At 73.6% G+C, this 24,406-nt stretch carries 18 protein-coding genes and 1 pseudogene; 15 read left to right on the forward strand and 4 right to left on the reverse strand.

Features of this window, described 5'->3' with window-relative positions; genetic code table 11:
• Nucleotides 1-81: 81 nt before the first annotated feature.
• Complete coding sequence (locus AB0D66_RS08790; protein ID WP_362298767.1) at nucleotides 82-900, forward strand: maleylpyruvate isomerase family mycothiol-dependent enzyme; 819 nt, start codon at nucleotides 82-84, stop codon at nucleotides 898-900.
• Between the two features lie 97 nt (nucleotides 901-997).
• Nucleotides 998-1,498 (forward strand): hypothetical protein, encoded by a 501-nt coding sequence (locus AB0D66_RS08795; protein WP_069918870.1) that lies wholly within the window; start codon nucleotides 998-1,000, stop codon nucleotides 1,496-1,498.
• 10 nt (nucleotides 1,499-1,508) lie between these two features.
• Here the strand turns inward: AB0D66_RS08795 and kstD are convergent, their stop codons facing one another.
• A complete protein-coding gene (gene kstD, locus AB0D66_RS08800) occupies nucleotides 1,509-3,302 on the reverse strand; it encodes a 3-oxosteroid 1-dehydrogenase (RefSeq protein WP_362298771.1) in 1,794 nt (597 codons plus the stop codon).
• Nucleotides 3,303-3,543: 241 nt separating this feature from the next.
• Entirely contained in the window at nucleotides 3,544-4,668 is a 1,125-nt protein-coding gene (locus AB0D66_RS08805) for an aminoglycoside phosphotransferase family protein (protein ID WP_362298773.1), read from the reverse strand.
• A gap of 230 nt (nucleotides 4,669-4,898) precedes the next feature.
• On the opposite strand from AB0D66_RS08805, the gene AB0D66_RS08810 reads away from it, so the two are divergent.
• Entirely contained in the window at nucleotides 4,899-6,395 is a 1,497-nt protein-coding gene (locus AB0D66_RS08810; protein WP_362298776.1) for a hypothetical protein, read from the forward strand.
• A gap of 127 nt (nucleotides 6,396-6,522) precedes the next feature.
• On the opposite strand, the gene AB0D66_RS08815 is transcribed toward AB0D66_RS08810, so the two are convergent.
• Complete coding sequence (locus tag AB0D66_RS08815; protein WP_362298779.1) at nucleotides 6,523-7,944, reverse strand: SpoIIE family protein phosphatase; 1,422 nt, start codon at nucleotides 7,942-7,944, stop codon at nucleotides 6,523-6,525.
• A gap of 518 nt (nucleotides 7,945-8,462) precedes the next feature.
• Here AB0D66_RS08815 and AB0D66_RS08820 point away from each other — a divergent pair.
• The 4 genes from AB0D66_RS08820 to AB0D66_RS08835 all read left to right on the forward strand — a co-directional run bounded on the left by AB0D66_RS08820 (nucleotide 8,463) and on the right by AB0D66_RS08835 (nucleotide 14,817).
• Nucleotides 8,463-10,691 (forward strand): molybdopterin cofactor-binding domain-containing protein, encoded by a 2,229-nt coding sequence (locus tag AB0D66_RS08820; protein ID WP_362298781.1) that lies wholly within the window; start codon nucleotides 8,463-8,465, stop codon nucleotides 10,689-10,691.
• A 20-nt stretch (nucleotides 10,692-10,711) separates the two neighbouring features.
• Entirely contained in the window at nucleotides 10,712-11,167 is a 456-nt protein-coding gene (locus AB0D66_RS08825; protein ID WP_362298784.1) for a (2Fe-2S)-binding protein, read from the forward strand.
• 161 nt (nucleotides 11,168-11,328) lie between these two features.
• Nucleotides 11,329-12,831: a helix-turn-helix domain-containing protein gene (locus tag AB0D66_RS08830; RefSeq protein WP_362298787.1), complete on the forward strand. Its 1,503-nt coding sequence runs from the start codon at nucleotides 11,329-11,331 to the stop codon at nucleotides 12,829-12,831.
• Nucleotides 12,832-12,882: 51 nt separating this feature from the next.
• A complete protein-coding gene (locus AB0D66_RS08835; RefSeq protein WP_362298790.1) occupies nucleotides 12,883-14,817 on the forward strand; it encodes an APC family permease in 1,935 nt (644 codons plus the stop codon).
• Here AB0D66_RS08835 and AB0D66_RS08840 read toward each other — a convergent pair.
• On the reverse strand, nucleotides 14,741-15,994 hold the full coding sequence (locus AB0D66_RS08840) for a helix-turn-helix domain-containing protein (RefSeq protein WP_362298792.1): 1,254 nt from the start codon (nucleotides 15,992-15,994) through the stop codon (nucleotides 14,741-14,743). The genes AB0D66_RS08835 and AB0D66_RS08840 overlap by 77 nt on opposite strands.
• A gap of 127 nt (nucleotides 15,995-16,121) precedes the next feature.
• Here AB0D66_RS08840 and AB0D66_RS08845 point away from each other — a divergent pair, with 127 nt between their 5' ends.
• The 8 genes and pseudogenes from AB0D66_RS08845 to AB0D66_RS08880 all read left to right on the forward strand — a co-directional run bounded on the left by AB0D66_RS08845 (nucleotide 16,122) and on the right by AB0D66_RS08880 (nucleotide 24,354).
• A complete protein-coding gene (locus tag AB0D66_RS08845) occupies nucleotides 16,122-16,685 on the forward strand; it encodes a TetR family transcriptional regulator (RefSeq protein ID WP_362298795.1) in 564 nt (187 codons plus the stop codon).
• A 194-nt stretch (nucleotides 16,686-16,879) separates the two neighbouring features.
• A complete protein-coding gene (locus AB0D66_RS08850; protein ID WP_362298798.1) occupies nucleotides 16,880-17,830 on the forward strand; it encodes a DUF4304 domain-containing protein in 951 nt (316 codons plus the stop codon).
• A gap of 192 nt (nucleotides 17,831-18,022) precedes the next feature.
• Nucleotides 18,023-18,193 (forward strand): annotated as a pseudogene (locus AB0D66_RS08855) (helix-turn-helix domain-containing protein); the annotation flags it as partial.
• 193 nt (nucleotides 18,194-18,386) lie between these two features.
• Nucleotides 18,387-18,803, forward strand: a complete 417-nt coding sequence (locus tag AB0D66_RS08860; protein ID WP_362298801.1) for a hypothetical protein — start codon at nucleotides 18,387-18,389, stop codon at nucleotides 18,801-18,803.
• On the forward strand, nucleotides 18,800-19,585 hold the full coding sequence (locus tag AB0D66_RS08865; protein ID WP_362298804.1) for a transcriptional regulator: 786 nt from the start codon (nucleotides 18,800-18,802) through the stop codon (nucleotides 19,583-19,585). The genes AB0D66_RS08860 and AB0D66_RS08865 overlap by 4 nt, the downstream gene beginning before the upstream one ends.
• Before the next feature lie 80 nt (nucleotides 19,586-19,665).
• A complete protein-coding gene (locus AB0D66_RS08870; RefSeq protein ID WP_362298878.1) occupies nucleotides 19,666-20,121 on the forward strand; it encodes a roadblock/LC7 domain-containing protein in 456 nt (151 codons plus the stop codon).
• A gap of 73 nt (nucleotides 20,122-20,194) precedes the next feature.
• A complete protein-coding gene (locus tag AB0D66_RS08875; RefSeq protein WP_362298807.1) occupies nucleotides 20,195-20,569 on the forward strand; it encodes a hypothetical protein in 375 nt (124 codons plus the stop codon).
• A gap of 206 nt (nucleotides 20,570-20,775) precedes the next feature.
• Nucleotides 20,776-24,354, forward strand: coding sequence for a bifunctional glycosyltransferase family 2 protein/CDP-glycerol:glycerophosphate glycerophosphotransferase (locus AB0D66_RS08880; protein ID WP_362298810.1), 3,579 nt, complete (start codon nucleotides 20,776-20,778; stop codon nucleotides 24,352-24,354).
• Nucleotides 24,355-24,406: the final 52 nt, after the last annotated feature.

The following is a 24,406-nucleotide window of genomic DNA, read 5'->3' on the forward strand; positions in this document are numbered from 1 at the left end:
GTGGCCGCGGCGCCCCCGCACGTCGCCCACGCGCGGGCCGGAGCAGGTTGGCCGGCCGCACCGCCGGGGCAGGGTGACCCCATGGAACACGCCCAGCGCATCTCCCTCTTCCGGAGCGAGGCGGCCGCTTTCGAACAGGCCGTCCGCCGTGCCCTCGACCCCGGCGGGCCCCCGCCCCTGGTCCCCTCCTGCCCCGACTGGTCGGTGTCCGACCTCATCGGGCACCTCGGCGGGGTGCAGCGCTACGTGGCCCACCTCCTGCGGGAGCGCCTCCAGGAGCGGCCCGACCCGAGCGACCTCACCCTGTACGGGCTCCCGGCCGACCCGGCGGCGCTGGCCGCCTGGCCCCGGCCCGAGCGGGCGCCGAACCGGGAGCCGGTGCCGGACGCGCTGACGGCCTGGTTCACCGAGGGCGCGGAGCAGCTCGCGACGATGTTCGGCGAGGTCGGAGCGGACCTGCCGGTGTGGACCTGGGGGCCGGAGCGGACCTCCGGCTTCTGGCTGCGGATGCAGGTGATCGAGCTGGCCGTCCACCGGTGGGACGCGGAGTCCGCGACCGGCACCCAGGCCCCCCTCGACCCGGCCCTCGCGACGGACGCCGTCACCCAGACCTTCGAGGTGATGGCGCCGGCCCGCCGCTCCTGGTGGGCGTCTCCCGCCGGCAAGGGGGAGCGGTACCGCTTCCGGCGCACCGACGGCCCGGAATCCTGGACCGTCGTCTTCGCGGCGGACGAGGTCCTGCTGGAGCCCGGCTCCACCGCCCCGGTGGACGTCGAGGCCGAGGGTTCCGCCTCCGACCTCGCGCTCTTCCTCTGGGGCCGCCTCACCGCCCCCGCCCTCAAGGTCACCGGCGACGACACCCTCCTCCCACACTGGTTCACCCTGGTCCCGTCCGTCTGACGGGCCCGGACGGGGCCGCGGCCCGGCGGGGCGCGGGGCGGGCCCCGATCAGGGGCCCCGGGCCGGAAAACTTCGCCCGGCCACGTACCATGGCGGCATGTCCTTCCTCCGCCGCCACCGCGCCGCCACACCCGCCGGCCCGGACTTCGACGTCCTGGCCATGGACCCGGGGGACTGGCCGGGCAATCTCGGGGCCGGGCTGCTGCCCGCGCCCGACGGCAGCTGCCAGGGTGTCTTCCTCCGCTACGACCTGTTCGGCGGCCGCGGCCCCGCGATGATCATCGGAAACCTGCCGGAGGGTTCCCCCGCCCGGGACCTCTCCGACGGCCAGGTCCCCTTCGAGGTCGCCCAGCTGCTCGACGCCCTGGAGAACGACGAGGACGTCGAGGTCACCGGCATCGAGGACTGCCCCGTCATGCAGGGCGACAACCTCCTGATCGTCCGGAAGGTCAAGCTGTCGGAGTCCCGCATCTCCTGCGTCCAGTTCGACCGCAGCGACAACGTGCTGGTCACCATCGCCAGCTGGGACCGCCCGATCACCGATGACCTCTACGCCCTCCTGAAGCCGCTCCCCGCCGAGCTCTTCCAGCAGGGCTAGTACCGCCCGGTCACGCGTCCGCGATGTCGTTCGCCGCCACGTAGCCGAACGTCATCGCGGGTCCGATCGTCGACCCGGCCCCCGCGTAGCTGTGGCCCATCACCGCGGCGCTCGCGTTGCCCGCCGCGTACAGCCCCCGGATCACCGAGCCGTCCGCCCGCAGCGCCCTGGCCCGCGCGTCCGTGACGATGCCGCCCTTCGTGCCCAGGTCGCCCGGGACGATCTTGAACGCGTAGAACGGCGGCGCCCAGATCGGGGCCAGGCACGAATTCGGCCGCACCCCCGGGTCCGTGTAGTAGTGGTCGTACGCCGAGTCGCCCCGGTGGAAATCGGCATCCGTCCCGTTCCACGCCTGCGCGTTGAACCGGTTCAGGGTGGCCCGCAGCGCCGCCGCGGGAACCCCGATCTGGCCGGCCAGCGCGTCCCAGGTCCACGCCTTCTTCGCCGCCCCCGTCTCGTACCAGGAGTCCGGGAACACGATCGTCGGCAGCACGTCCTTGAACAGGTACTTGCTGCGGTAGTTCTGATCCACGATCAGCCACGCCGGGATGTGCGAGCCGGGCGCGCCCCGGTCCTTCTCGTACATCACGTGCACCACGTCGCTGTACGGCGCCGCCTCGTTGACGAACCGCGCGCCCTTCCCGTTCACGATCAGCCCGCCCGGCAGGGTCCGTTCGGCGAGGCAGAAGTACGGCTCCCCGGGCAGCGGGATCGACGGGCCCCACCAGGCGTCGTCCATCAGCGCCAGCGCGGCCCCCGCCCGCTGCCCCGCCCGGATCCCGTCGCCCGTGTTCTCCTTCGCGCCCACCGACCACTGGGTGCCGATCGGCTGCTGCTGGTACTGCGCCCGCATCTGCGCGTTGTGCTCGAAGCCGCCCGAGCCGACGATCACCCCGCGCCGGGCCCGTACGATGCCCCGTACGCCCTCCCGCTCCACCACCACCCCGGTGACGGCGCCGCCTTCCTGGACCAGGTCCACCAGCGGGCTGTTCAACCAGACCGGTACGCCCGCCCGCTGGAGCCCGGCGCGCAGCCCGGCCGCCAGGGCCTGCCCCATCGTCAGCGGCTTCTGGCCGAGCAGCGCCGCCTTCGTGCCGCGCGCCAGGCACTCCGTGGACACGGCCAGCCCCTTGGCGTTGACCGCCGCCAGGTTGAGCCACTTGTAGTCCGCGCTGAAGACCACCATCCCGGCGGGCACCGGCATGTACGCCGGGTTCAGCCGGGCCAGTTCGGCGCCCAGGATGTTCCCGTCGATCTGGTCCGGCTCGATGGAACGACCGTTCGGCAGCCCGCCCGGCAGGCCGGGGTAGTAGTCGCTGTACCCCTCCATGAAACGGAACCTGAGCGGGCTGTTGGCCATCACGAAGTCCAGCATCCGCGGCCCGTTGGCGAGGAAGGCGGCCTGGCGGTCGGCCGGCACCTCGGGCCCGACGACGGCCGCCAGGTACGTCGCCGCCTTCTGCGGCGTGTCCGGCACCCCGGCGCCCAGGATCACCGAGTTGTTGGGCAGCCAGATCCCGGCCCCGGAGCGGGCGGCGGATCCGCCGAAGGTGGGCGCCTTCTCGACCACCAGGACGCTCAGTCCCCGCTGGGCGGCGGTGAGCGCGGCGGTCATCCCGGCGGCCCCGGACCCGACCACGACGACGTCGTACTCGCCGAGCGGAGGCCCGGCCTGGGCGCCGTCGGCCCGCGCCGCGGCGGACGGCAGCACGGTGGCGGCGAGCACCCCGGCGCCGGTCCCGGCGAGCACGCTGCGGCGGGACGGGAGGGCTCCGGGGGACGTGCGTGAAGCGCTTGCGGACATGTGCAGGCTCCAGCGGAGTGGGGAGGAGGGGAGTGACTCAGCACGTCTGATGCTGAGTCAGAAAAGGTGTTCGGGGGATCATGTGATGTCAAGGCATCCGACGCCGGCGCCACCGGCGCCGCCGCCTCCGCGGCAGGCACCCCCTCCTCCGGGATCCGCGGCGCGTACACCCCCGCACACAAGCGAAGTCCCGCGGCGGTGGGGGCCACGGGACTTCGCGATGGTGGGCGGACCGGCGGGATCAGCGGGTGCCGACCGCCGCCCGGACCGCTCTGCGCGCCATGCCGGCGTCGTCGTGCAGGCGGCGCAGCAGCAGCCGCTGCTCCTCGCCCGAGGACAGGGCGCCCGCCGCCAGGGGCTGCGCCGGGGCGGTCGCCAGCATCGAGCGCTGTACGGCCGTCTCGGACATCCGGATCTCCCGGGTCAGCACCAGCATCAGGTTCACCAGGAAGGCGTCCCGCACCGCCGGGCCGGCCGACTGGGCGAGCCGGCTGATCTGGCTGCGCGCGGCCGGGGCGTCGCCCAGTACCGTCCACAGGGTGGCCAGGTCGTAGCCCGGCAGGTACCAGCCCGCGTGCTCCCAGTCGAGCAGCACCGGCCCGGCCGGCGACAGCAGGAGGTTCGACAGCAGGGCGTCACCGTGGTTGAACTGCAGCCCGGTGCCGGACAGCTTCACGCCGTGCAGCAGCTTCTGCAGGTCGCCGAGGTCCCGGTCGGTCAGCAGGCCCAGCTCGTAGTCCCGGGCGATCCGCCGCGCGTAGTTCAGCGGGGTCCCGAACAGGTCGGCCGGCGGACGCCACTGGTTGACCCGGCACACCGCGCCGAGGGCCGCCCGTACGTCGACCCGCGGCGGGGCCTCCACGGGATGCCGCTGCAGCGCCGCGACCCGGCCCGCCATCCGCTCGACGATCAGTACGCAGTTCTCCGGGTCGGCGGCGATCAGCCGCGGCACCCGGACCGGCGGGCGGTGCCGGACGAACGCCCGGTACGACCCTATTTCGTGCCGGTACCGCTCGCGCCATTCCGGCGAGTGGTCCAGTAAAACCTTCGCGACGGCGGTCATCCGCCCGGTGGTGCCCACGAGGAGGACCGACCGGCCGCTGCGCCGCAGCACCTGGACGGGCGCGAACTCCGGACAGATCCGCTGCACCGAGGCGAGCGCGGTGCGCAGTTGCGCGCCCTGCGGCCCCGAGAGGTCGATTCTTCCGCTGAGCGGCTGCGATCCGGCCCCCGGCATCCGCCGCGCCCGAACGGCGCCCTGCGCCGGAGCCGCGGGGCGGCCGGGTTCGAGGTAGGGGCCGCCGCTCGCGGGGAGCGTGCGGTGCGGCCGGACCGGGGCGGACACGGAGGACGTTGCTGCGTACATGGCGTTACGGATCCCTTCGTGCGCCGACGAGTTGCGTACGCCGCCCCGCCGGATCCCGTGCATCACCCTGGGGAGTTCCGCCGGTGACCGGGTCGGGGAGGCGCATTCCTACCTGACACCCGGCCGCGGGTGGCGGACCATCAGGCGTGCCCTGGCGAAGCCTGGCGAATAGTCGCTGGGCATCTGACGGCGGGTTACTGTCAACTCAGCCGAGAACCTGGGGGCTTGACGTGAGCAAAGGTCCAAACACCCGCTTGAACGACCTGTTCGGCCTGGCCGGCTGGTCCAAGGGCGAACTGGCGAGGATGGTCAACCGGCAGGCGGCGGCCATGGGGCACCCCCAGCTGGCCACCGACACCTCGCGGGTGAGGCGCTGGATCGACATGGGGGAAACCCCGCGCGAACCGGTGCCCACGGTACTGGCAGCACTGTTCACCGAGCGGCTCGGTCGTGTCGTGACCATCGAGGACCTCGGGTTCGTACGGCAGCGGCGCACCAGCAGACGGCAGCCGGAGGGGGCGCAGGAGAACCCCGACGGAATGCCCTGGGCGCCCGAACGCACAGCCGCGGTCCTCACCGAATTCACGGGAATGGACCTCATGCTCAACCGTCGCGGTCTGATGGGCGCGGGCGCCGTGCTCACCGCCGGCTCCGCCCTCACCAACGCCATGTACGACTGGCTCCACACCGACCCCGCGCTCGCCAAGGAGGCGCAGCGCTTCGGGGACTCCTTCCAGGCCGACCCGGCGGGCTACGACCGCTACGAGGCCGCCCCGATCGGCTCGCAGGAGATCGAGGCGCTGGAGCGCTCCGTCGAGGTGTTCCGCGCCTGGGACGCCTCCAGAGGCGGAGGCCTGCAGCGCAAGGCGGTCGTCGGCCAGCTCAACGAGGTGGGCGGCATGCTCGCCTACCACCACCCCGACCACCTCCAGCGCCGGCTCTGGGGGGTGGCGGCCAACCTCGCCGTGCTCGCGGGCTGGATGTCCCACGACGTGGGCCTGGAGCCCACCGCGCAGAAGTACTTCGTCATCGCCGCGCACGCCGCGCGCGAGGGCGGCGACCGGCCGCGGGCCGGCGAGGCGCTCTCCCGGGCCGCCCGCCAGATGGTCCACCTCGGCAAGCCGAACGAGGCGCTGGACCTGATGAAGCTCGCCCAGTCCGGGTCCGGCGAGCAGACCCTGCCCCGCACCCGCGCCATGCTGCACACCATCGAGGCCTGGGCGCAGGCCGCCATGGGCAAGGGCCAGGCCATGCGCCGGACCCTGGGCGAGGCCGAGGAGCTGTTCGTGTCCGACAAGGGCGACGTACCGCCGCCGAGTTGGATGCAGCACTTCGACGAGGCGGACCTGCACGGGATGCAGGCGCTGGCTTACCGCACCCTCGCGGACCACGACGCCACGGCGGCTCCCGTCGCGGCCCGCCACGCCAAGGAGGCCCTGCGGCTGCGCGGCGACGGCTACCAGCGCTCGCAGATCTTCGACTACATCTCCATGGCCTCGGCCTGCTTCATCGCCGACGACCCGGAACAGGCCGACCGCTACGCCCGGCTCGCCCTGGTGTCGATGAACGAGACCTCCTCGCACCGCACCTGGGACCGGCTGCGCGAGATGTACCGGCTCACCGGGCAGTACTCCGGGTACGCGAGGATCGAGGACCTGCGCGAGGAGATCGAACTGGCCCTCCCGGACATCCCGGCGGCGCGCAGCCCGCGCGGTTCGGTCGTGTAGTGCGGGACGACGTACGGAGACGAGAAAGGCCGCGCCTTCCGGCGCGGCCCACCAGCCCCCGATCCCGCGGGGGCCCTGCGCATCCCTGATCCCACAACTGCCGGGCGGCTGCGACGGTTTCGAGCGGCTACGAGCCGACCCGTGCCACCAGCACGCACGCGTCGTCCTCGCGCTCGCTCTCGCCGAACTCCTCGATCACCATGCGCACGCAGTCCTGGGCCGACCGCGCCGCCGAGAAGCGCGGTGCGAGCGCCAGCAGCCGTTCCGTTCCGTCGGCCCGGCTGAACTCGATGCTGCGCGGGGTCAGTCCGTCCGTGTGCAGGACGAGCACGTCGCCCTCCTCGAGCCGCTCCTCGGCCTGTCCGTACGAGGCTCCGGAGGTCGCGCCCAGCAGCACGCCCTCGGGCGGCACCAGCGAGCGGCCGGAACCGCGGCGGAACAGCAGGGGGGCCGGGTGGCCGGCCTGCGCCCAGGACAGCACGCGGCGCGCGGGATCGTAGCGGCAGCAGACGGCCGATCCGAGGGCCGGCTGTACGGAGGTCTCCAGGAGCTGGTTCAGCCAGCCCATCAGGGGGCCCGGCTCGATGCCGGCCATCGCCATGCCGCGCAGGGCGCCGAGCATCATCGCCATGCCGGAGGTGGCGGTCACCCCGTGCCCGGTGAGGTCGCCGACCGTCAGCAGGGAGCGTCCGTCGGGCAGTTCGAGCGCGTCGTACCAGTCGCCGCCGATCAGGGCGCTGGTCGCCGAGGGCAGGTAGTGCGCGGCCACGTCCAGCGTGCCCGCGTTGCCGTGCGGGAACCGCAGGGAGCCGCGCCACGGGGGGAGCACGGCTTCCTGCAGCTCGACCGCCAGCCGGTGCTCGGTCTGCGCGATCTCCCGCTGGCGCTGCAGCGAGTCACGGGACTCGCGCACCGCCCGCTGGCTCCGGCGCAGTTCACTCACGTCCCGCAGTACGGCCCACATGGAGGCCGTGCAGCCGTCGGAGTCGAGTACCGGCTCGCCCCTCATGTGCAAGGTCCGGACCCGGCCGTCGGCCCGGACGATGCGGAACTCGCCGTCGATCGCCTTGCCGTCCACCAGGCAGGCCGTCACCCAGGCGGTCAGCAGCGGCTGGTCCTCGGAGAACAGGGTGGAGCCCAGTTCGTCGAGCGGGAGCGCGCCCGCCTCGGGGGACCGGCCGAAGATCTGGAACAGCTCGTCGGACCAACTGACCTCGTCGGTCAGCAGGTTCCACTCGGCGCTGCCCACCCGGGTCTGCGCCTCGGGTGCGGCTTCGGGCGCCGCCTGCGGGAGGACGATCGTCTCCGGCGCGGGTGGCAGGCCCTCCTTGAGCTGGCCCAGGTGCTCGCCCAGGTCGTCGAGGTGGTGCACGGCGAGATCGCACAGTGCGCGCTGCCAGCGGCCCTGGGCGTCGTCGTCGTCCACGACGGTGTCGCGGCGGACCGCGTCCACTTCACCCCGGAGGCGCCGGGTCTGTGAGATCAGTGCGTCCACCGACCCCGGCTCGGGCGGCTGCGCGGGACGGTCCGCGAACAGGTGGGACGGCATGAGAACTCCGATACAGGCGCGGCACGGCCAAGTCTGAAGGAAGGACCGGTTACGACTGTTGCACAGGCGGCGACGGCGTGTAAGGCGTTTGGCAACATCTGTAACGGTCTTGCTCTTGGCATATGCCTCAGGCCTCTCGGCGTGTCCCTCCCGTACGAACGAATCCGGTCAGCCGAGGTCAGGCCGCCATGATCGGCCCCGACGCGCCCGCCTCCCCGGTCCCCCGGGGAAGGGCTCCGACGAGCCGGAACAGGCCCGGAAGGGGCGGCCGGAAACAGGCCCCCGACGCACGCCGGTTCGAGCGTACGGCCGACACGTGCGAGCCCCGGGTCTCCGTTCGGGTCGGGGGGAACGCCTTCGGCGCCGTACCCCCGAACGAATGACTCCGCGTCCGGCGCCCCGCCCCGCGGCCCGTTCCCCCAGTCTTCCCACCCGACCCCTTGATCGCTACCCTACGTGTCGGTAACGAACCGGGGGTGGCACGCGTCATGCGGGCCCGCAGGGTGGGAGCGACACGCATGACCGGGCAGAACCACCCCTCGGGGCAGAGCCGCCGCTCCTTCCTCACGTACCTGGTCGCTGCGCCGACGCTCGCCCTCGTCACCCGTGCGGGCGCCGAAGCGCTGGCCCCGCAGGCCGCCCACGCCGTCGTGCCCAGCCTGCCCGCCATCGCCGACGTGATCGACCTCGGCGACCTGTTCATCCTGGCCGGCGCCCCCACCTCAGCCCTGCTGGCGCTCGCCGTCGAGGCGGACGGCACGATCCGCTTCCGGCTGCCGCGCGAGGAGGTCGGCCAGGGCCTCACCACCGCCGTGGCCATGCTCGTCGCCGAGGAGTTGGACGCGTCGCTCGCCGATGTCCGCGTCGAACTGGACGACGCCCGGCCCGAACTGCTCTTCAACCAGCTCACCGGCTCGTCCAACTCCATCCGCTCCCTCTACGGGCCGGTCCGCCAGTGCGCCGCCACCGCCCGGGCCCGGCTCGTGGCGGCCGCCGCCCACCGCTGGAGCCTCTCCCCGGCCGCCCTGACCACCGCGAACGGCGCCGTCCGGGCCCCCGACGGCCGCACCGCCGGCTACGGTTCCCTCGCGGCGGCCGCCGCCGACCCGGGCCTGGTCGTCCTCGGCGCCACTCCCAAGAAGACGGCGAAGCACGCCCTGGTCGGCAGGCCCACCAGCCGTGTCGACGCCCGCGCCATGGTCACCGGAGCCCAGCGGTACACCCTCGACCTCGACGTGCCCGGCGCGAAGCCCTGCGTGGTGCGCCGGCCGCCCACCCTCGGGGGCGGCGTCCGCTCGGTCGCCAACCTGGCCGCCGTCAAGGCCATGCCCGGCGTCCTGCACGTGGTGACCGTCCCGACCGGGGTCGCCGTCGTCGCCGAGACCTTCGGACAGGCCCTCTCCGCCAAGGCCGCCCTCCAGGTCGCCTGGGGGCCGGGCCCCGCCGACGCGCTGTCGGACGCGCAGATCCGTGCCAAGCTGCGCGCCGCCACCCCGCCGCTGCTGGTGCCGCCGCTGCTCACCCCGTCCGTGGACGCCGAGTTCGACTTCGCCTTCGTCAGCCACGCCCCGATGGAGACCAACTCCGCCGTCGCCGACGTACGGGAGGACCGCGCCGAGATCTGGTCGGGCCTCAAGTCCCCCATCGTGGCCCGCCAGACCATCGCGGCCGAACTCGGCCTTCCCCTCGACAAGGTCACCGTGCACGTGGTCCAGGCCGGCGGCTCCTTCGGCAGGCGCCTCTTCTTCGACGCGGCCCTGGAGGCGGCCCGGATCTCCAAGGCCTGCCGCCGCCCGGTCAAGCTGATGTGGACCCGCGTCGACGACACCCGGCACGGCCGGATGCGCCCCGCCACCCACCACCGGATCCGGGCCACGCACCTGCTGGGCGAGGTCCTCAGCTTCGAACACCGGGTGGCGGCCGCCGAGACCGACTTCCGGCACGGGCTCGGCGAGATCATCACCGCCACCGCCGCACACCTGCCGCTCGGCATCGGCAACGCCACCCTGGCCCAGACCCTGTTCCTGACCACCGTCAAGTCCCCGTACCATTTCGGGCTCACCACCCAGGCGCTCACCGAGGTGCCGACCGGCATCCCCACCGGCTCCTGGCGCTCGGTGTACTCCGCCAACACCCGCGGCGCCGAGGAGATCGTGGTCGACGAACTGGCCGCGGCCACCGGCCGGGATCCGTACGCCTTCCGCCGCGCCTTCCTGAAGACCGCCGCCCAGCGCGCCGTGCTCGACAAGGCCGCGACGGAAGGGCAGTGGGGGCGGCCGATGCCGGCGGGATGCGCGCAGGGCATCGCCTTCCACGAGGAGTACAAGTCCCGCACCGCGTGCCTCGTCGAGATCGACACCCGCGACCCGGAGCGCGTGCGCGTGACCAAGGCCGTCATCGCCGTGGACGTGGGCCTGCCCGTCAACCCGCGCGGGCTGGAGGCCCAGATGATCGGCGGCCTCACCGACGCCATCTCCACCACCCTGCGCGCCGGCCTGCACCTGGACAAGGGCCTGCCCCTGGAAGGCAGTTACAGCCAGTTCCACTGGGCCCGTCAGCGCGACACCCCGCGTGACGTCCGGGTCCACGTGCTGCCCGCCACCGGTGAGGAGCCGGGCGGCGCGGGCGAGCTCGGCGTCCCCGCGGCGGTCGGCGCGATCGCCAACGCCTGGGCCCGGGCCACCGGTTCCAAGCCGCGCAGCTTCCCCCTCGACTTCGACGTCGACTTCACCCCCTACCCGCGATAGCCCGCAGCCAGGAGTACGCCGTGCCCTCCCACACCTTCACCGTCAACGGGCGGAGCGTCACCGTGGACGCGCCCGACGACCTGCCCCTGCTCTGGGTCCTGCGCGACATGCTGGGCGTCACCGGTCCCAAGTACGGCTGCGGCGTGGACGTGTGCAAGGCCTGCACCAGCCACCTCGACGGCACCGACGTCCGGCCGTGCGTGGTGCCCGTCTCCGCCTGCGCGGGCAAGGCGGTGACCACCATCGAGGGGCTCGCCGACGGCGACGACCTGCACCCCGTGCAGGAGGCCTGGCTCGAACAGGACGTCTCCCAGTGCGGGTTCTGCCAGCCGGGCCAGATCATGGCGGCCGTGGCCCTGCTGCGGCGCACCCCCGACCCCACCGACGAGGACATCGACGCCATCGCCAACATCTGCCGCTGCGGAACCTACTTCCGCATCCGCGAGGCCATCCGCAGCGCGGCCGCCCGGATGTGAGCGGCGGCGGACCCCGGAATTTCCCCCGCGGACACCGGGATCCGGCCGCTCGTGGCCAAACCTATGCGGGCCGGGTGCCGTCCGCAGGGTTCGCTCCGCCCAGTGAGGACGCGAGACGGGTATCACTGCGCACAGTGTCCGGCGGGTGGTTCAATGCCGCGGTGTCCCGGTCAGACGACGTCCTCAAGGTCCACCGGCTCGCCCACACCGGGGGGTCGGCCGCGCTGCTGGAATGGCTCGCCGCCCGCCTGGGCGGGTGGGCCGGGGTGGTGGAGGCCGGGCAGGGGCACGGGCCGGAGTCCGTCCTGCGCGGTGTCGCCGAGATGAACGCCCGCGGTGTCCGGTCGGCCGTCCTGTACGGGGCCGGGACCGCGACGCTGCTGTTCGCGCTGGACGGCGGGCGCGCGCTGGCCGCCGTACTGGACCAGCCCCTCGCGCCGCAGGCCCCCGCCCTGCTCGCGGACGCCGCCGTCCCGCTGGCCCTGGTCCTGCGTGCCGAGGAGGCCGCGCGGCGGGAGGCGCGGGCCGGGCTCGCCGAGGCGCGGGCCCGCGAGGCTGTGCTGCACCTGCTGATGAACGGCCGGCTCTCCACCGCGCACCAGGTCGCCGAGGCGCTGGGCCCCTCGCTGCCCGAGCCGATGCGCATGTACGTCGTGGAATGCCGGACCGGCCGGCGCGGCGAAGTGACCCGGCGGTGTGAGGAGCTGACCGGCGGCCGGGCCTGGATCGTGCGCTGCCCGGTCTACGTGCGCCACCTCATCGTGCTCGTCCCGGCGGACCTGGCCGCCGCCCGGGCCGACCACGATCCGCTGGCCGGGGCGCTGGTGGAGGTGGACCCGGACTGCGTGGTCGGGGTCAGCGGCGAGACCCGCCTGCGGGAGGCCCCGGCCGCCTACACCCAGGCCTTCCACGCCCTGGCCGTCGCCCGCGGCCGGGGCGAGCGGCACGCCCGGTTCGGGCCGGGTCCCGAGCTGGCGCTCGCCGCCCACGCGGCCGGGGCCGGTTGGGCCGGGGCTCTTCTCGCGCCCCTGCACGCGTACGAGCCCCGGCGCCCCCAGGACCCCGGCGGGCAGGAACTGCGGGCCACGGCACACGCCTGGCTGAACTTCTCCTCGCACGCGACCCGGCTCCTGAAGATCCACCGCAACACCCTGTCCGCCCGGCTCCGCCTGGTCGAGACCCTGCTCGGCCTGGACCTCGCCCGCCTCGGGGACCAGGCGGCGCTCTCGCTGGCCCTGCGGCTGACCCCGGGCGGGCAGACGGGGGAGCGCGCGGCGCCGGACGCTGCCGCGCGGGCCGGTGAGGAGGAGGCGCCGCCGGATGCGACGGCGCGGCCCGGGGAGGGTGCGGTGCCCCCGGCCGCGCGGGCCGCCCACGATCTCGACGGGCTGCTGCGCGATCCGCGCCTGACCGCCTGGGCCCGTGCCCATCTGCGCGCGCTGTCCGGGCCCGACGCCCCCGCGGGCGCCCGCGCCACCCTGCGCACCTGGCTGGCGCACGACGCCCAACTCGTCCCGGCGGCGGCCGCGCTGGGCGTCTCCGTCCCCGCCGCCCGCAAGCGCCTGACCCGCATCGAGGCGCTGCTGGAGCGCTCCCTGCTCCAGTCCCCGAGTGCCCGCCACGACCTGTGGCTGGCGCACCGGGCGGAGGAGCTCGCCGGGTGACACCGCCACCAAAAGGGATGAATCGCGCAAAACATGCACGATCATGCCCCAATGAGGCGTATCAATATGAAGCGCGTACTGGTCGGTGAACCCCTCGACACCGCCCGGATGGGCGAGACCCTGCTCCCCAAACGGCTCGCCCTGCCGATCTTCTGCAGCGACCCGCTCTCCTCCGTGGCCTACGCCACCGAGGAGATCCTGCTGATCCTCGCCCTCGGCGGCGTCGCGCTGCTCCACCTCACCTGGTACGCGGCCGCCGCCATCGTCTTCCTGCTCGTCGTCGTCATCGCCTCCTACCGGCAGACCTGCCACGCCTACCCGGGCGGCGGCGGTGCCTACGTCGTCAGCTCCGAGAACCTGGGCCAGACCGCCGCCCTGACCGCCGCCAGCGCCCTGCTCGTCGACTACGTGATGACCGTCGCCGTCTCCGTGGTCTCCGGCGTCGCCGCGATCACCTCGGCCATCCCGGCCCTGAACGACCACGAGGTCGGCCTGTCGGTGGGGTTCGTGGTGCTGCTGACCCTGATGAACCTGCGCGGCGTACGCGAGTCCGGCCGCGTCTTCGCCCTCCCCACCTACGGCTTCGTCCTCGTCATCTACATCATGTTCGCCTGCGCCGCTGTACGGATGGCGACCGGTGACACCATCCGCGCCGAGTCCGCGCACCTGCCCATCACCGAGGCCGGCACCTACACCGGCCTCGCCGTGGTGCTCCTGGCGATGCGCGCCTTCGCCTCCGGCTGTACGGCCCTCACCGGCGTCGAGGCCATCAGCAACGGCGTCCCCGCCTTCCAGAAGCCCAAGGCCAGGAACGCGGCGACCACCCTCGCCGCGATGGGCGTGCTCTCGGTGACCATGTTCATGGGCATCACCGCGCTCGCCATGACCTACCAGGTGCACGTCGCGGCCGACCCCACCGAGCTGGGCCTGCCGCCCGGCACCCCCACCTCCACCGCCCTCGCGCAGATCGGCCGCGCCACCTTCGGGAGCTGGCACTTCCTCTTCTACCTGCTCCAGGCCGTCACCGCGGGCGTGCTGATCCTCGCCGCGAACACCGCCTTCAACGGGTTCCCGATGCTCGCCTCGATCCTGGCCAAGGACCGGTACGCGCCCCGCCAGCTCTTCAACCGCGGCGACCGGCTCGTCTACTCCAACGGCGTCGTACTGCTCGCGCTCGCCGCCATCGCCCTGATCGTCGCGTTCGACGCCGAACTGACCCGGCTCATCCAGCTCTACATCATCGGCGTCTTCGTCTCCTTCACCCTCTCCCAGGCGGGCATGGTCCGGCACTGGAGGAGGGAGCTCGCCTCTCCCGCCACCCCGCGCGAGGAACGGGTGCACATCCACCGCCGGCTCGCCATCAACGCGGTCGGCGCCTCCCTGACCGCCCTGGTCCTGGTCATCGTCCTGATCACCAAGTTCACGCACGGCGCCTGGCTCGTGGTCATCGCCATGCCGCTGCTGTTCCTCGGCATGAAGGGCGTGCGCCGCCACTACGACCAGGTCGCCCGGCAGGTCGCCGTCGCCCCCGGCGCGAAACCGCGCAAGCCCGCCCGCCACCACGTCCTGGTCCTGGTCGCCTCCGTGCACGCCCCCACCCTCAAGGCCCTCGGCTACGCGCAGGCCCTGCGCCCCGACACCCTGACCGCGGTCACCGTCGCCGCGGACGAGACGGAAGCGGCCCGGCTGCGCGAGGAGTGGGCCGAGCACGCCCCGGGCCTCCCGCTGAAGATCCTGCACTCCCCGTACCGCGAGGTGGTGGGCCCGGTCCTCGCCCACGTCGAGGAGCTGGCCTCCGACAGCTCCACGGACGTGCTCTCCGTGGTGATCCCGGAGTACGTGGTCGGCCACTGGTGGGAGCAGCCCCTGCACAACCAGAACGCGCTGCGGCTGAAGGCCCGGCTGCTGTTCACCCCGGGGGTCGCCGTGATCGACGTGCCGTACCTGCTCGAGTCGGCGAAGACCCCGCCCCCGGCCGCGCCGTAGCGGAGGCGGCCCGCTGGGCCACCGCCGCATGCGCCAGCGCCAGTTCCACCACGTGCCGGGGGTCCGCCAGGGAGCGGCCGGTGAGCTGCTCGAGGCGGCGCAGCCGGTTCGACACCGTGTTGCGGTGGCAGTACAGCCGCTGCGCGGCGTACGTCGTCGAGCCCTGGCAGGCCAGCCAGGTGCCCAGCGTGGTCAGCAGCAGCCTGCGGTCCTCCGCGGGCAGCGCCAGCACCGGACCCAGCACCACCGTCCGCAGCCGTCCGGCGAGTTCGGCCTGGGCGGCGACCAGCGCCGCCGGCAGCCCCTCGTCCAGCAGGGCGGTGCGCGGGCCGCCGGACTCGGGGGCGGTGCGCAGCGCCAGAGCGGCCAGCCGGTGGGCGCGGGCCAGCTCGGCGGGCGCCTCCATGACCGGGCTGACCCCGGCGCGCACCCCGAGCGGGGCGAGCAACTCCCGTACGGATTCCAGCGGATGGTGCCCCAGCTCCACCAGGCCGGTCTCGCCGCCGGCCCGGATCCGCCACAGCACGCGGGGCGCCGCGGCGGCGGGTTTGTCCGCGGCCGCCTCCGCCGCGCCGGGGGAGCCGTCGGCGGCCACCACGAACACGGCGAACCGGCCGCGTTCGGGCAGCCCCAGCTGCGCCGCCGCCTCGGAGGCCGTGGGGCCGCCGGGGGCCGGCGAGCCGTCCAGCAGCACGTCCAGCAGGGCCGCGCGGCGCTCCCGGTCGCGGTCCGAGCGGGCGGCCTCCGTGCGCCGGTAGGACTCGGACACGGCGTCCGTCAGCTGGTCCAGCACGTCCCACAGCACGCTCGCGCCCGGCAGCAGGCGTGGCAGCGCCGAGCGGTCGTGCGCGGCCACGGCCTCGGTCAGGGCCGCCCACAGCAGTCGGCCGCCGCTGCGGTAGGCGCGCAGCAACGAGGAGAGCGGCAGCCCCTGTTCGGCCCGCAGCGTGCCGGTGGCCCGGGCGTCGGCGAGCTCCACCGGAAGGCCGCGGGAGCTGCGCACCAGGCCCTCGACGGCCTGGCGGAGGTTGTGGTGGATCCGCTCGCGCAGCTCGGCCCGGCCGAGCAGGGCGGCGTACGCGGGGTCCTCGGCCAGCGTCCGGTCGGCGAGCCGGTCCGCCGCCACGGCCAGGCGGCGGGCCAGGTCCTCGCGTATCTCCTCGATGATCCGCTCCATGACGGGCCAGCCTGGCACGCGGGAGGGGGCGGTGGGGAGGGCCCGGACCGGTCCATCCGATACCTTGTGCGAAGCACTGCGCGTGCAGTGCTCACATGACGTGCCGCACCCGACCAGGGACCTGCCCATGCGCCAGAACCCGCAGCGCCGCGCCGCGCTGCTCGACGCGGCCATCGAAGTCCTCGCGCGCGAGGGCTCGCGGGGCCTGACGCTGCGCGCGGTCGACGCGGAGGCGGGCGTGCCCACGGGCACGACCTCGAACTACTTCGCCAACCGGGCCCAGTTGCTCGTACAGATCCTGCACCGCACCCGCGAACGGCTGGTCCCGGACCCGGCGGACCTGACCGGCCCGCTGGAGGCCCGGGTGCTGCTCGGCGAGCTGCTGGACCGGATGCGCCGCGAGCGCAGCGTCCACATCGCCATGCTCGAACTCCGCCTGGAGGCCACCCGCCGCCCCGAACTCCAGGCGGAGCTCGCCGGGTTCCTGGCCTCGGAGCTGGAGGAGAACGTCGCCTGGCACCTGGAGTCGGGCCTGCCCGGCGACCGCCGGGGCGTGGTGCTGCTCTACCTCGCGATGCTGGGCCTCATGGTGGACGACCTGACCGCCCCCACGCTCCTGGACGCCCACCCGGTGGAGGGCCTGATCGAGACGATGGCCGAGCGCCTCCTCCAGAGCCCGCCCCCGGCGTAGCCCGCGCGCCGCCGGCCGCTCAGGCCGCCTTCCCGGATCACCTGACGTGCCAGGACGGCCCGGGCCGGGGGCCGGCTCCCCCCTCGGATCCGCGGCCGGAGCAGCACCGCAGGCGGGCGTCCGGCCCGGGCACCCGGGCTGAACTGCGCGGATGGGTTTTGCCCGGGCGGTCGGGGGTTTGTGACACTGGCGGGGTGAATGCCACCGACCTGTTCCACCAGATGCTGCGCCGGAAGATCGCGCCCGCCCTCCGCGACGCCGGATTCACCGGGACCGGGCTCGAGTACCGGCTGCGGGAGTGCGCGCCCGACCATGCGCTGGTCGGGTTCCAGCGCAGCGCCGGCGACGGTGACGGGGCGGAGCGGTGCCGGTTCACGGTCAACCTGCGGGCCGCCCTGCACGAGGACCACGAGGCCCTGCGGCGGCGGCGCCCCGCGCTCGGGAGCAGGATTTCGGCCAATCGGGTCGGGCCCGTCGGCTGGCACATGCGGATCGGGCAGCTCCTCGGCCATCCGCACGACCACTGGTGGACGATCACCGACGAGCGCAGCGCCGACCGGGCCGCCGAAGACGTCCTCGCCCTGGTCCTGCGCCACGGGGTGCCCGCCCTGTGGGCCGGCCTCCTCGATCTGACCCCCGGGCACGGCCCGGCCCTCGACCCGGTGCCCGAGTGCCTGGACCCGCACTGCTTCCGGAGCGGGGCCGGCGGCCCGCGCCCGGCGGCGGGGGCTCCGGCGCCCGAGGAGCTCGAGGACGCGGTCGTCGTCGAGGTGGGCGAACGCCGGTCCAGCTACGTCGTCACCTTCCTCGACGAGTCGCGGGACCGGGAGAGCAGGCTGCGCATCGACGCCTCCTGGCGCCTCGAACAGCCGCTCTTCGGCTGGGTGCGGGTGGGCTACGGCATCGAGGGCGACGTACGGACGGTCCCCTCCGCGGGGAGCTCCCTGCCCGCCAACCCCCTGGCCCTGCTCGGCGAACTCACCCTGTGCCGCGTCGAATCGGCACAGGCCGCACCCGACGGATCCCTGCTGCTCGCCTTCGAACCGGGCACCCCGCGCGAGACCGGCCTGATCGTCGCGGGAAGCCCGCACGCCCTCGCCCTGGACAAGGCCTGGCACTTGGAGGCCTGGACCGAGGTCCGGTGATCTTATGCTCAGGTTTACGCGAGTCAGCTGGTTTTGCGGCTGGTGAGGGACTTTGATGGCTCTGCCAGGCCTCGTACCGGAGCAGGGGGACCACTCATGCGCGCCGACCACAGCCAGCAGAGCCAGGACCGCACCCAGAGCCGCACCCAGAGCCGCACCCAGGACCACGGTCAGAAGGACAGCACGCCCACCCTGATCGGTTCCGTGCAGCGCGCGCTGCGCCTGCTGGAAGCGATGTACGCCGAGGGCGGGGTGACGGCCAAGCGGCTCGCGCGGCTCACCGGGATCCCGCTGCCCACCGTCTACCACCTGCTGCGCACCCTCAGCCACGAGGGCTACGTACTGCGCGAGGGCGGGTCGTTCCGGCTCTCGGACGATCTCCCGCTCGCTTCGTGATCAAAAGTCGACGGGTTCCGGCCAAGCTGTCGCGTGCTTCGGCGCATGTTCCAGCGGAAAATGCCAGAACCCCCTTCCGCACTGTGGAACTTGAGTAAGTTCCCTCCTGTCGCGCCGTACGACCGTGCACTCCGCACGTCCGGCCGGGAGGGGAGCCCGCGTGCCCGGGATCGACGAATGCCTGCTCGAAGCCATGGCCCTGCCTGGTGCGCGGGGGGCCGCGCTGGTCGACTGGAGCAGCGGACTGGCCCTCGGCACGGCGGGGGAGTCGCCCGTGGGCGACCACGAGACCACCGCCGCCGAGACCGCCGAGCTGGCCCGGGCGGCCGCCGAGTACGAGTCCTTCGCCCCGGCGGCGGACGCCGCACCCGGTGAGGCGGCCCCCGGCGGCGCCACCGGACAGCCCGTCGAGGACCTGATCGTCACCACCCGCACCGGCTACCACGTGCTGCGCTTCGTCGAGACGAGCTTCGACAGCAGCGTCTTCCTGCACCTGTGGCTCGACCGGACCGACGGCAACCTCGCCCTCGCCCGCCTCAGACTCCGCTCCCTGGCGGAAGGCCTGGTGCTCAGATGACCGTCCCGGCACCGACCGTGTCCGTCGCCGTCTCCCCGCTCCTCACCCGGCTCGCCGCCGAACGCGCCACCGGCGCCCTGTTACGCGACCGGGGCACCCTCTTCCTGGAGAACGGCAACGTGGTCCACGCCGAGAGCCCGGCCACCCCGGGCCTGGACGTCCTGCTCACCACCGGCGGCGGCCTCGCCCCCGAACGCTGGCGCGAGGCCGTGGACCGGGCCGGCGCCCGCCGCCAGGTCGCCCGCTTCCTCGTCGACAGCGGCGGCCTCGCGGGCGGTGAACTGGAGATCTGCCACATAGCCGCCATCTTCGACGCCGCCTTCTTCGCCCTCTCCCCGGGCAGCGGTCCCTCCCGCTTCCGCCGCGGGGCCACCCACTGGATCGGCTCCGTCCGGTCCGTCCCGGCAGCCGCCGTGGAACGCGAGACCCGGCGCCGCAGGGAACTCCTCGACGCGGTCTGGCCCTACCCGCTGCTCGACACCGCCCCGGTGGTACCGCGGGCCGCCGCACCCGGCCAGACCGTCACCGCCCGGCAGCGGCTCCTGCTGCGCCAGGCCGACGGCGTGCGCACCCCCGCGGACCTCGCCTGGGTCCTGGGCAGGCCCGCCTTCCACACGCTGCTCGACGTACGGCGCCTCGCGGCGGCCGGACTCGTCGAGACCCCGCACACCCCGGCGCCGCCGCCGATCGCGGAACCCCTGCCCGACTGGATGACCCAGGCCCAATCCCCGGACGTGGCGCTGCTCCGCCGGTTACGCGACGCACTGGAGGCAAGCCTGTGAGGCTCCCGCTGCGACCGGCCCTGCGAGCCGACCGCTCCGAGCGGAGGCAGCCCGAAAGGAGAAAGGCAGACATGAGCACGGTGCCGCCCGAGGCGGAGGCCGAGATACTCGCCGAGCTGCGCAGGCTGCGGGCCCGCGTGCCCCAGCTCACCGGCGCCCTCGCCGCCAGCGCCGACGGCCTCGTGCTCGCCCAGGACAGCGCCGCCGCCGAGGGCGAGACCGTCGCGGCCCTGACCGCGGCCGCCCTCGGCGTCGCCCAGCGGCTGAGCGACAGCACCGGCCAGGGCGGATTCCGCGAACTGCTGGTGCGCGGCGAGCACGGCTACGTGGCCACCTACGCGGCGGGCGAGGCGGCCGTCCTCACCCTGACCGCCGAGACGCGCGTGAACGTCGGGCGCCTCCACCTCGAGGCCCGGCGCTCCAGCCTGCGCATAGCCGAGCTCATCGACCACACGCTCGGGCGGCGGGGGCCCGGCTCCCTCCCCGCCCCGCCCCTGCCGCCCGTACCGCCCGCCCCGCCCGTCCTGCCCGCCTGACCCTGACCAGCCGACACCCCACCCACCGGATCCGGTGGCGCCCCAGCAGAGAACGAAGGAAGAGGAACCAGTCATGGCAAACGTCGAGACCACACTCAAGGAAGCCACCACCGTCATCGACGGCGCCCTCGGCGCCGCCCTGGTCGACTACGGCAGCGGAATGGCCCTCGGCACCGTCGGGGGCGGCAAGGACCTGGACCTCGGGGTCGCCGCGGCGGGCAACACGGACGTGGTCCGCGCCAAGGTCCGCACGATGGAGATGCTGGGGCTCAAGGACGAGATCGAGGACATTCTCATCACTCTGGGGAACCAGTACCACCTGATCCGCCTCTTGAAGGGCAGGGGTTCCTCGGGCTTCTTCCTCTACCTCGCCCTCGACCGGGGGCGGGCCAACCTCGCGATGGCCCGTCACCAGCTGAGCCGGATCGAGGCGGAGCTGGAGATCTGACCGGGGGGCCTCCTCCCGGCCGCGCCCCGCCGGGCGGCGCGGCTGCGCATCGTCGAGGTGGCGGGCGGCTGAATTCTTTGCCGTCCGCCCCGGCGATCGGCCGTGGTATGCCCGGTATCGGAGGAGTTCACGATTCTGCTAGCTAGTAAGATGCTGTGAGTAGCTGATCATCAATAGAGCACAAAATGCTGGAGAACCTGCCACCCATGCCCCCGCGCCTGAGCATCGTCGTCCCCGTCTACAACGTCGAGCTCTACCTCGACGAGTGCCTGGAATCCATCGCCGCTCAGACCTTCGAGGACTTCGAGGCCGTCCTCGTGGACGACGGGTCCACGGACACGAGCGCCGTCATCGCCAAGGCGTTCGCCGCACGGGACAAGCGCTTCCGGGTCGTCATGCAGGAGAACGCCGGCCTCGGCGCCGCCCGCAACGCGGGCGCCCGCCACATCCACCCGGACAGCGAGTACCTGGCCTTCGTCGACAGCGACGACACCATGCCGGACTACGCCTACCAGCGGATGATCGAAGCCCTCGACGAGACGGGCTCGGACTTCGCCGGCGGCAACGTCAAGCGCTTCCGCTCCGTCGGCATGCAGCAGTCCTGGGGCCACCGGGCGGCCTTCGCGAAGACGCAGCTGAAGACCCACATCTCCACGTTCCCGGCGCTGGTCACCGACCGCACCGCGTGGAACAAGGTCTACCGGCGCACCTTCTGGGACGAGCACGGCTTCCAGTACCCGGAGGGCATCCTCTACGAGGACGCCCCGGTCAGCATCCCCGCGCACTACTTCGCCTCCAGCGTCGACATCCTCAGCGACTGCGTCTACCACTGGCGCGTCCGCGAGACCGGCGAGCGCTCGATCACCCAGCGCTCCACCGACCCGGTCTCCCTCATCGACCGCGTGAAGTCCGTCCGCCTGGTCCGCGAGTCCCTCAAGGCCAAGCAGGGCGCCAAGTACGTCCGCTACCTCCGCGACTACGACTACAACGTGCTGAGCGAGGAACTCCCGCTCATCTACAAGTACGTCGGTGAAGGCGGCGCCGACTTCCGCGCCGCGTTCGTCAAGGAGGTCGGCGGCCTCGTCCGCGAGATCGGCACCGCCCCCTGGTCCGACCTGACCGTCGCCGACCGCCTGAAGGCCTTCCTGGCCAGCGAAGGCCGCGTCGAGGACTTCATCGCGCTCCAGAACCACCAGCGCGACTACCACTACAGCGTCCCGGTCAAGGGGATCGCCCGCCCGCAGGCGGACTACCCGTTCCTGCAGGGCCGCCCGCCGGTCCCCGCCAAGATCCTCACGCTGGGCCCGCGCGAGCGCCGCGTCGTCAGCCGCCTGGAGCAGGCGGCCTGGGCCGACGGCAAGCTGCTCCTGCGCGGCTACGCCCTGCCCGGCCACCTCGGCGCGGAGAGCCGCCTCGGCTCCCGCAAGATGCTGATCTTCCGCGAGGGGGGCAAGCGCCGCCGCTCCGTGGTCAGCACCCGCACGGTCGCCTCCCCGATGGCCACCGTGAAGGCCCCGCACCTCGCGCTGCGGCACGCCGACTGGGCCGGCTTCACCGCCGTCGTCGACCCCTCGATCTTCCAGTCGGGCGGCAAGTGGCACGAGGGGATATGGACCACCTCCGTCGCCGTCACCGGAGCCGGCGGCCTGCACCGCGCCCGGCTCAGGGGCGGTGAGCACGACACCGGCCACAACCCGCCCGCGCACTGGGTGGCCCCCGACGTCCGCATCGTCCCGACGGTCACCAGCTCCCTGACCATCCAGGTCGAGATCGTCCGCGCCCGCGCCCTGGACGTGCGGCCCGCCGGCGACGACGCCGTCGAGATCATCGGTGAGCTCGCGGCCGCCATCGGCGCCGGCGCCACCCTGCGCGCCGTCCACGTCTCCACCGAGACCGCCCTCGCCTTCACGCTGGAGACCGGTGCGCCCGTCTCCGGCCGCACCCCCTTCACCGCCCGGGTGCCGCTGGCCGACCTGGCCGCCGTACCGGACGCCCCGTGCGAGCCCGGCGAGTGGACCCCGGAGCCCTGGAGCCTCTCCGTGATCGGCGCCGACGGCACCGAGCACCGGCTGGCCCACGACGAGCGCGGCGGCTTCGCCGGCCTCGTCCTGCCCCTGCCCGGCGGGAGCGCGGACCGCGCGCTCTACGCCAAGCGCGGCACCAGCGGACACCTGACCCTCTCCGTGCAGCCCTCGCCGCCGCTGATCGACGCCGTCGAGGCCAAGGACGGCACCGTGAGCCTGCGCGGCCGGTTCGTCGCGCCCACGGACGAGCCGTACGAGTTCGTCCTGCACAACGCGCACGGCGTGGAGTTCAGCCACCCCGTCACGCGGGACGGCGACACCTTCGCGACCACCTTCGAGCCCGTGCTCCCCGAGGCGTACGCGGGCCGCACCACGCTGCCCGAGGGCCGCTGGTGGCCCACCCTGCGCCCGGCCGCCCAGGGCGGCACGACCGCGGGCCTGCTCGGCGTCGACCGGGGCGCCCCCGTGCAGATGAGCCCCGGCCTGCTCTTCGCCGGACCGCACCCCCTCACCGTGGAGGGCCGCCGGATGCGGGTCGAGACCCGCTTCCACGACCGCATGGTGCTGGTGGCCGACCCGCTGCTCAGCCCGCACGACCGCTCCCGGTACGCCCAGCGCGTCGCCCGCTTCGAGACCTACCCGGCGCAGCGCGCCCTGCCCGTCAAGGACGTCGTCGTCTACGACACCTTCCAGGGCAACGGCGCCGGCGACTCCCCGCGCGCCATCCACGAGGAGCTCGTGCGCCGCGGCGAGAAGCTGGAGCACATCTGGCTGGTCCGCGACGGCCGCGCCGAGGTCCCGGCGACCGCCCGCGCCGTGCAGTACGGCAGCGTGGAGTCCTGGGAGCTGCTGGCCCGCGCCCGCTACTACGTGACCAACGACAACGTGCCGCTGCACTTCGAGCGCCGCGCCGGGCAGGTCGTCGTCCAGACCTGGCACGGCACGCCGATCAAGCAGATCGGCCACGACTTCGTGCACGACTACTACACGAGCCCGGAGATCCTGGAGGGGCTGGCGCACGACAGCGCCCAGTGGACCCTGCTCGCGTCCCCCGGCACGTACGCGACCCCCCTCCTCAAGCGCGCCCTCGGCTACGACGGCGAGGTCATCGAGGCCGGCAGCCCGCGGACGGACGCATTGGTCCGGCCCGACGCGGACCGCGTCGCCGAGGTCCGGCGGCGGCTCGGCCTGCCCGAGGGCAAGAAGGTCGTCCTGTACATGCCCACCTGGCGGGAGAACTGCGAGGGCTGGTCCGGCGGCTACAAGCTCGACCTGCGGATCGACCTGGAGCACGCCCGGCGCGAGCTCGGCGAGGACCACGTCCTGCTGGTCCGCGGCCACCACCACGTGGGGGAGCAGGTCCGCGAGGGCGTCCGCGACGGATTCGTCGTCGACGTGTCCCGCTGGCCCGACGCCACCGACCTGCTGCTGGTCGCCGACGTGCTGATCTCGGACTACTCCTCCGCGATCTTCGACTTCTCGCTCACCGACCGGCCGGTCCTGCTCTTCACGTACGACCTGGCGCACTACAAGAGCACCCTGCGCGGCTTCAACTTCGACCTGGAGGCGAAGGCCCCCGGCCCGCTGCTGGCGGACTCGGCGAGCCTGATCGAGGCCGTGAAGAACGCGGACGCCCTCGGCGAGGAGTACGCGCAGGCGCGGGCGGCGTTCCGTGACGAGTTCTGCGACCTGGACGACGGCCACGCCACCGAGCGCGTCGTCGACCGCATGCTCGCGAAGGGCGCCGAGCCCGCGAAGTAGGCCGTACGGGCGAATGACCGCCCGATCACAGACCGGCCCCGGGCCCACCGAT

The organism is Streptomyces sp. NPDC048270, from assembly GCF_040652335.1.
Lineage (GTDB): Bacteria > Actinomycetota > Actinomycetes > Streptomycetales > Streptomycetaceae > Streptomyces.

Coding starts and splice junctions, on each gene's coding strand:
- AB0D66_RS08790 (WP_362298767.1), top strand. CDS start 82: ATGGAACACGCCCAGCGCATCTCCCTCTTCCGGAGCGAGGCGGCCGCT.
- AB0D66_RS08795 (WP_069918870.1), top strand. CDS start 998: ATGTCCTTCCTCCGCCGCCACCGCGCCGCCACACCCGCCGGCCCGGAC.
- kstD (WP_362298771.1), bottom strand. CDS start 3,302: ATGTCCGCAAGCGCTTCACGCACGTCCCCCGGAGCCCTCCCGTCCCGC.
- AB0D66_RS08805 (WP_362298773.1), bottom strand. CDS start 4,668: ATGTACGCAGCAACGTCCTCCGTGTCCGCCCCGGTCCGGCCGCACCGC.
- AB0D66_RS08815 (WP_362298779.1), bottom strand. CDS start 7,944: ATGCCGTCCCACCTGTTCGCGGACCGTCCCGCGCAGCCGCCCGAGCCG.
- AB0D66_RS08820 (WP_362298781.1), top strand. CDS start 8,463: ATGACCGGGCAGAACCACCCCTCGGGGCAGAGCCGCCGCTCCTTCCTC.
- AB0D66_RS08835 (WP_362298790.1), top strand. CDS start 12,883: ATGAGGCGTATCAATATGAAGCGCGTACTGGTCGGTGAACCCCTCGAC.
- AB0D66_RS08840 (WP_362298792.1), bottom strand. CDS start 15,994: ATGGAGCGGATCATCGAGGAGATACGCGAGGACCTGGCCCGCCGCCTG.
- AB0D66_RS08845 (WP_362298795.1), top strand. CDS start 16,122: ATGCGCCAGAACCCGCAGCGCCGCGCCGCGCTGCTCGACGCGGCCATC.
- AB0D66_RS08865 (WP_362298804.1), top strand. CDS start 18,800: ATGACCGTCCCGGCACCGACCGTGTCCGTCGCCGTCTCCCCGCTCCTC.
- AB0D66_RS08875 (WP_362298807.1), top strand. CDS start 20,195: ATGGCAAACGTCGAGACCACACTCAAGGAAGCCACCACCGTCATCGAC.
- AB0D66_RS08880 (WP_362298810.1), top strand. CDS start 20,776: ATGCCCCCGCGCCTGAGCATCGTCGTCCCCGTCTACAACGTCGAGCTC.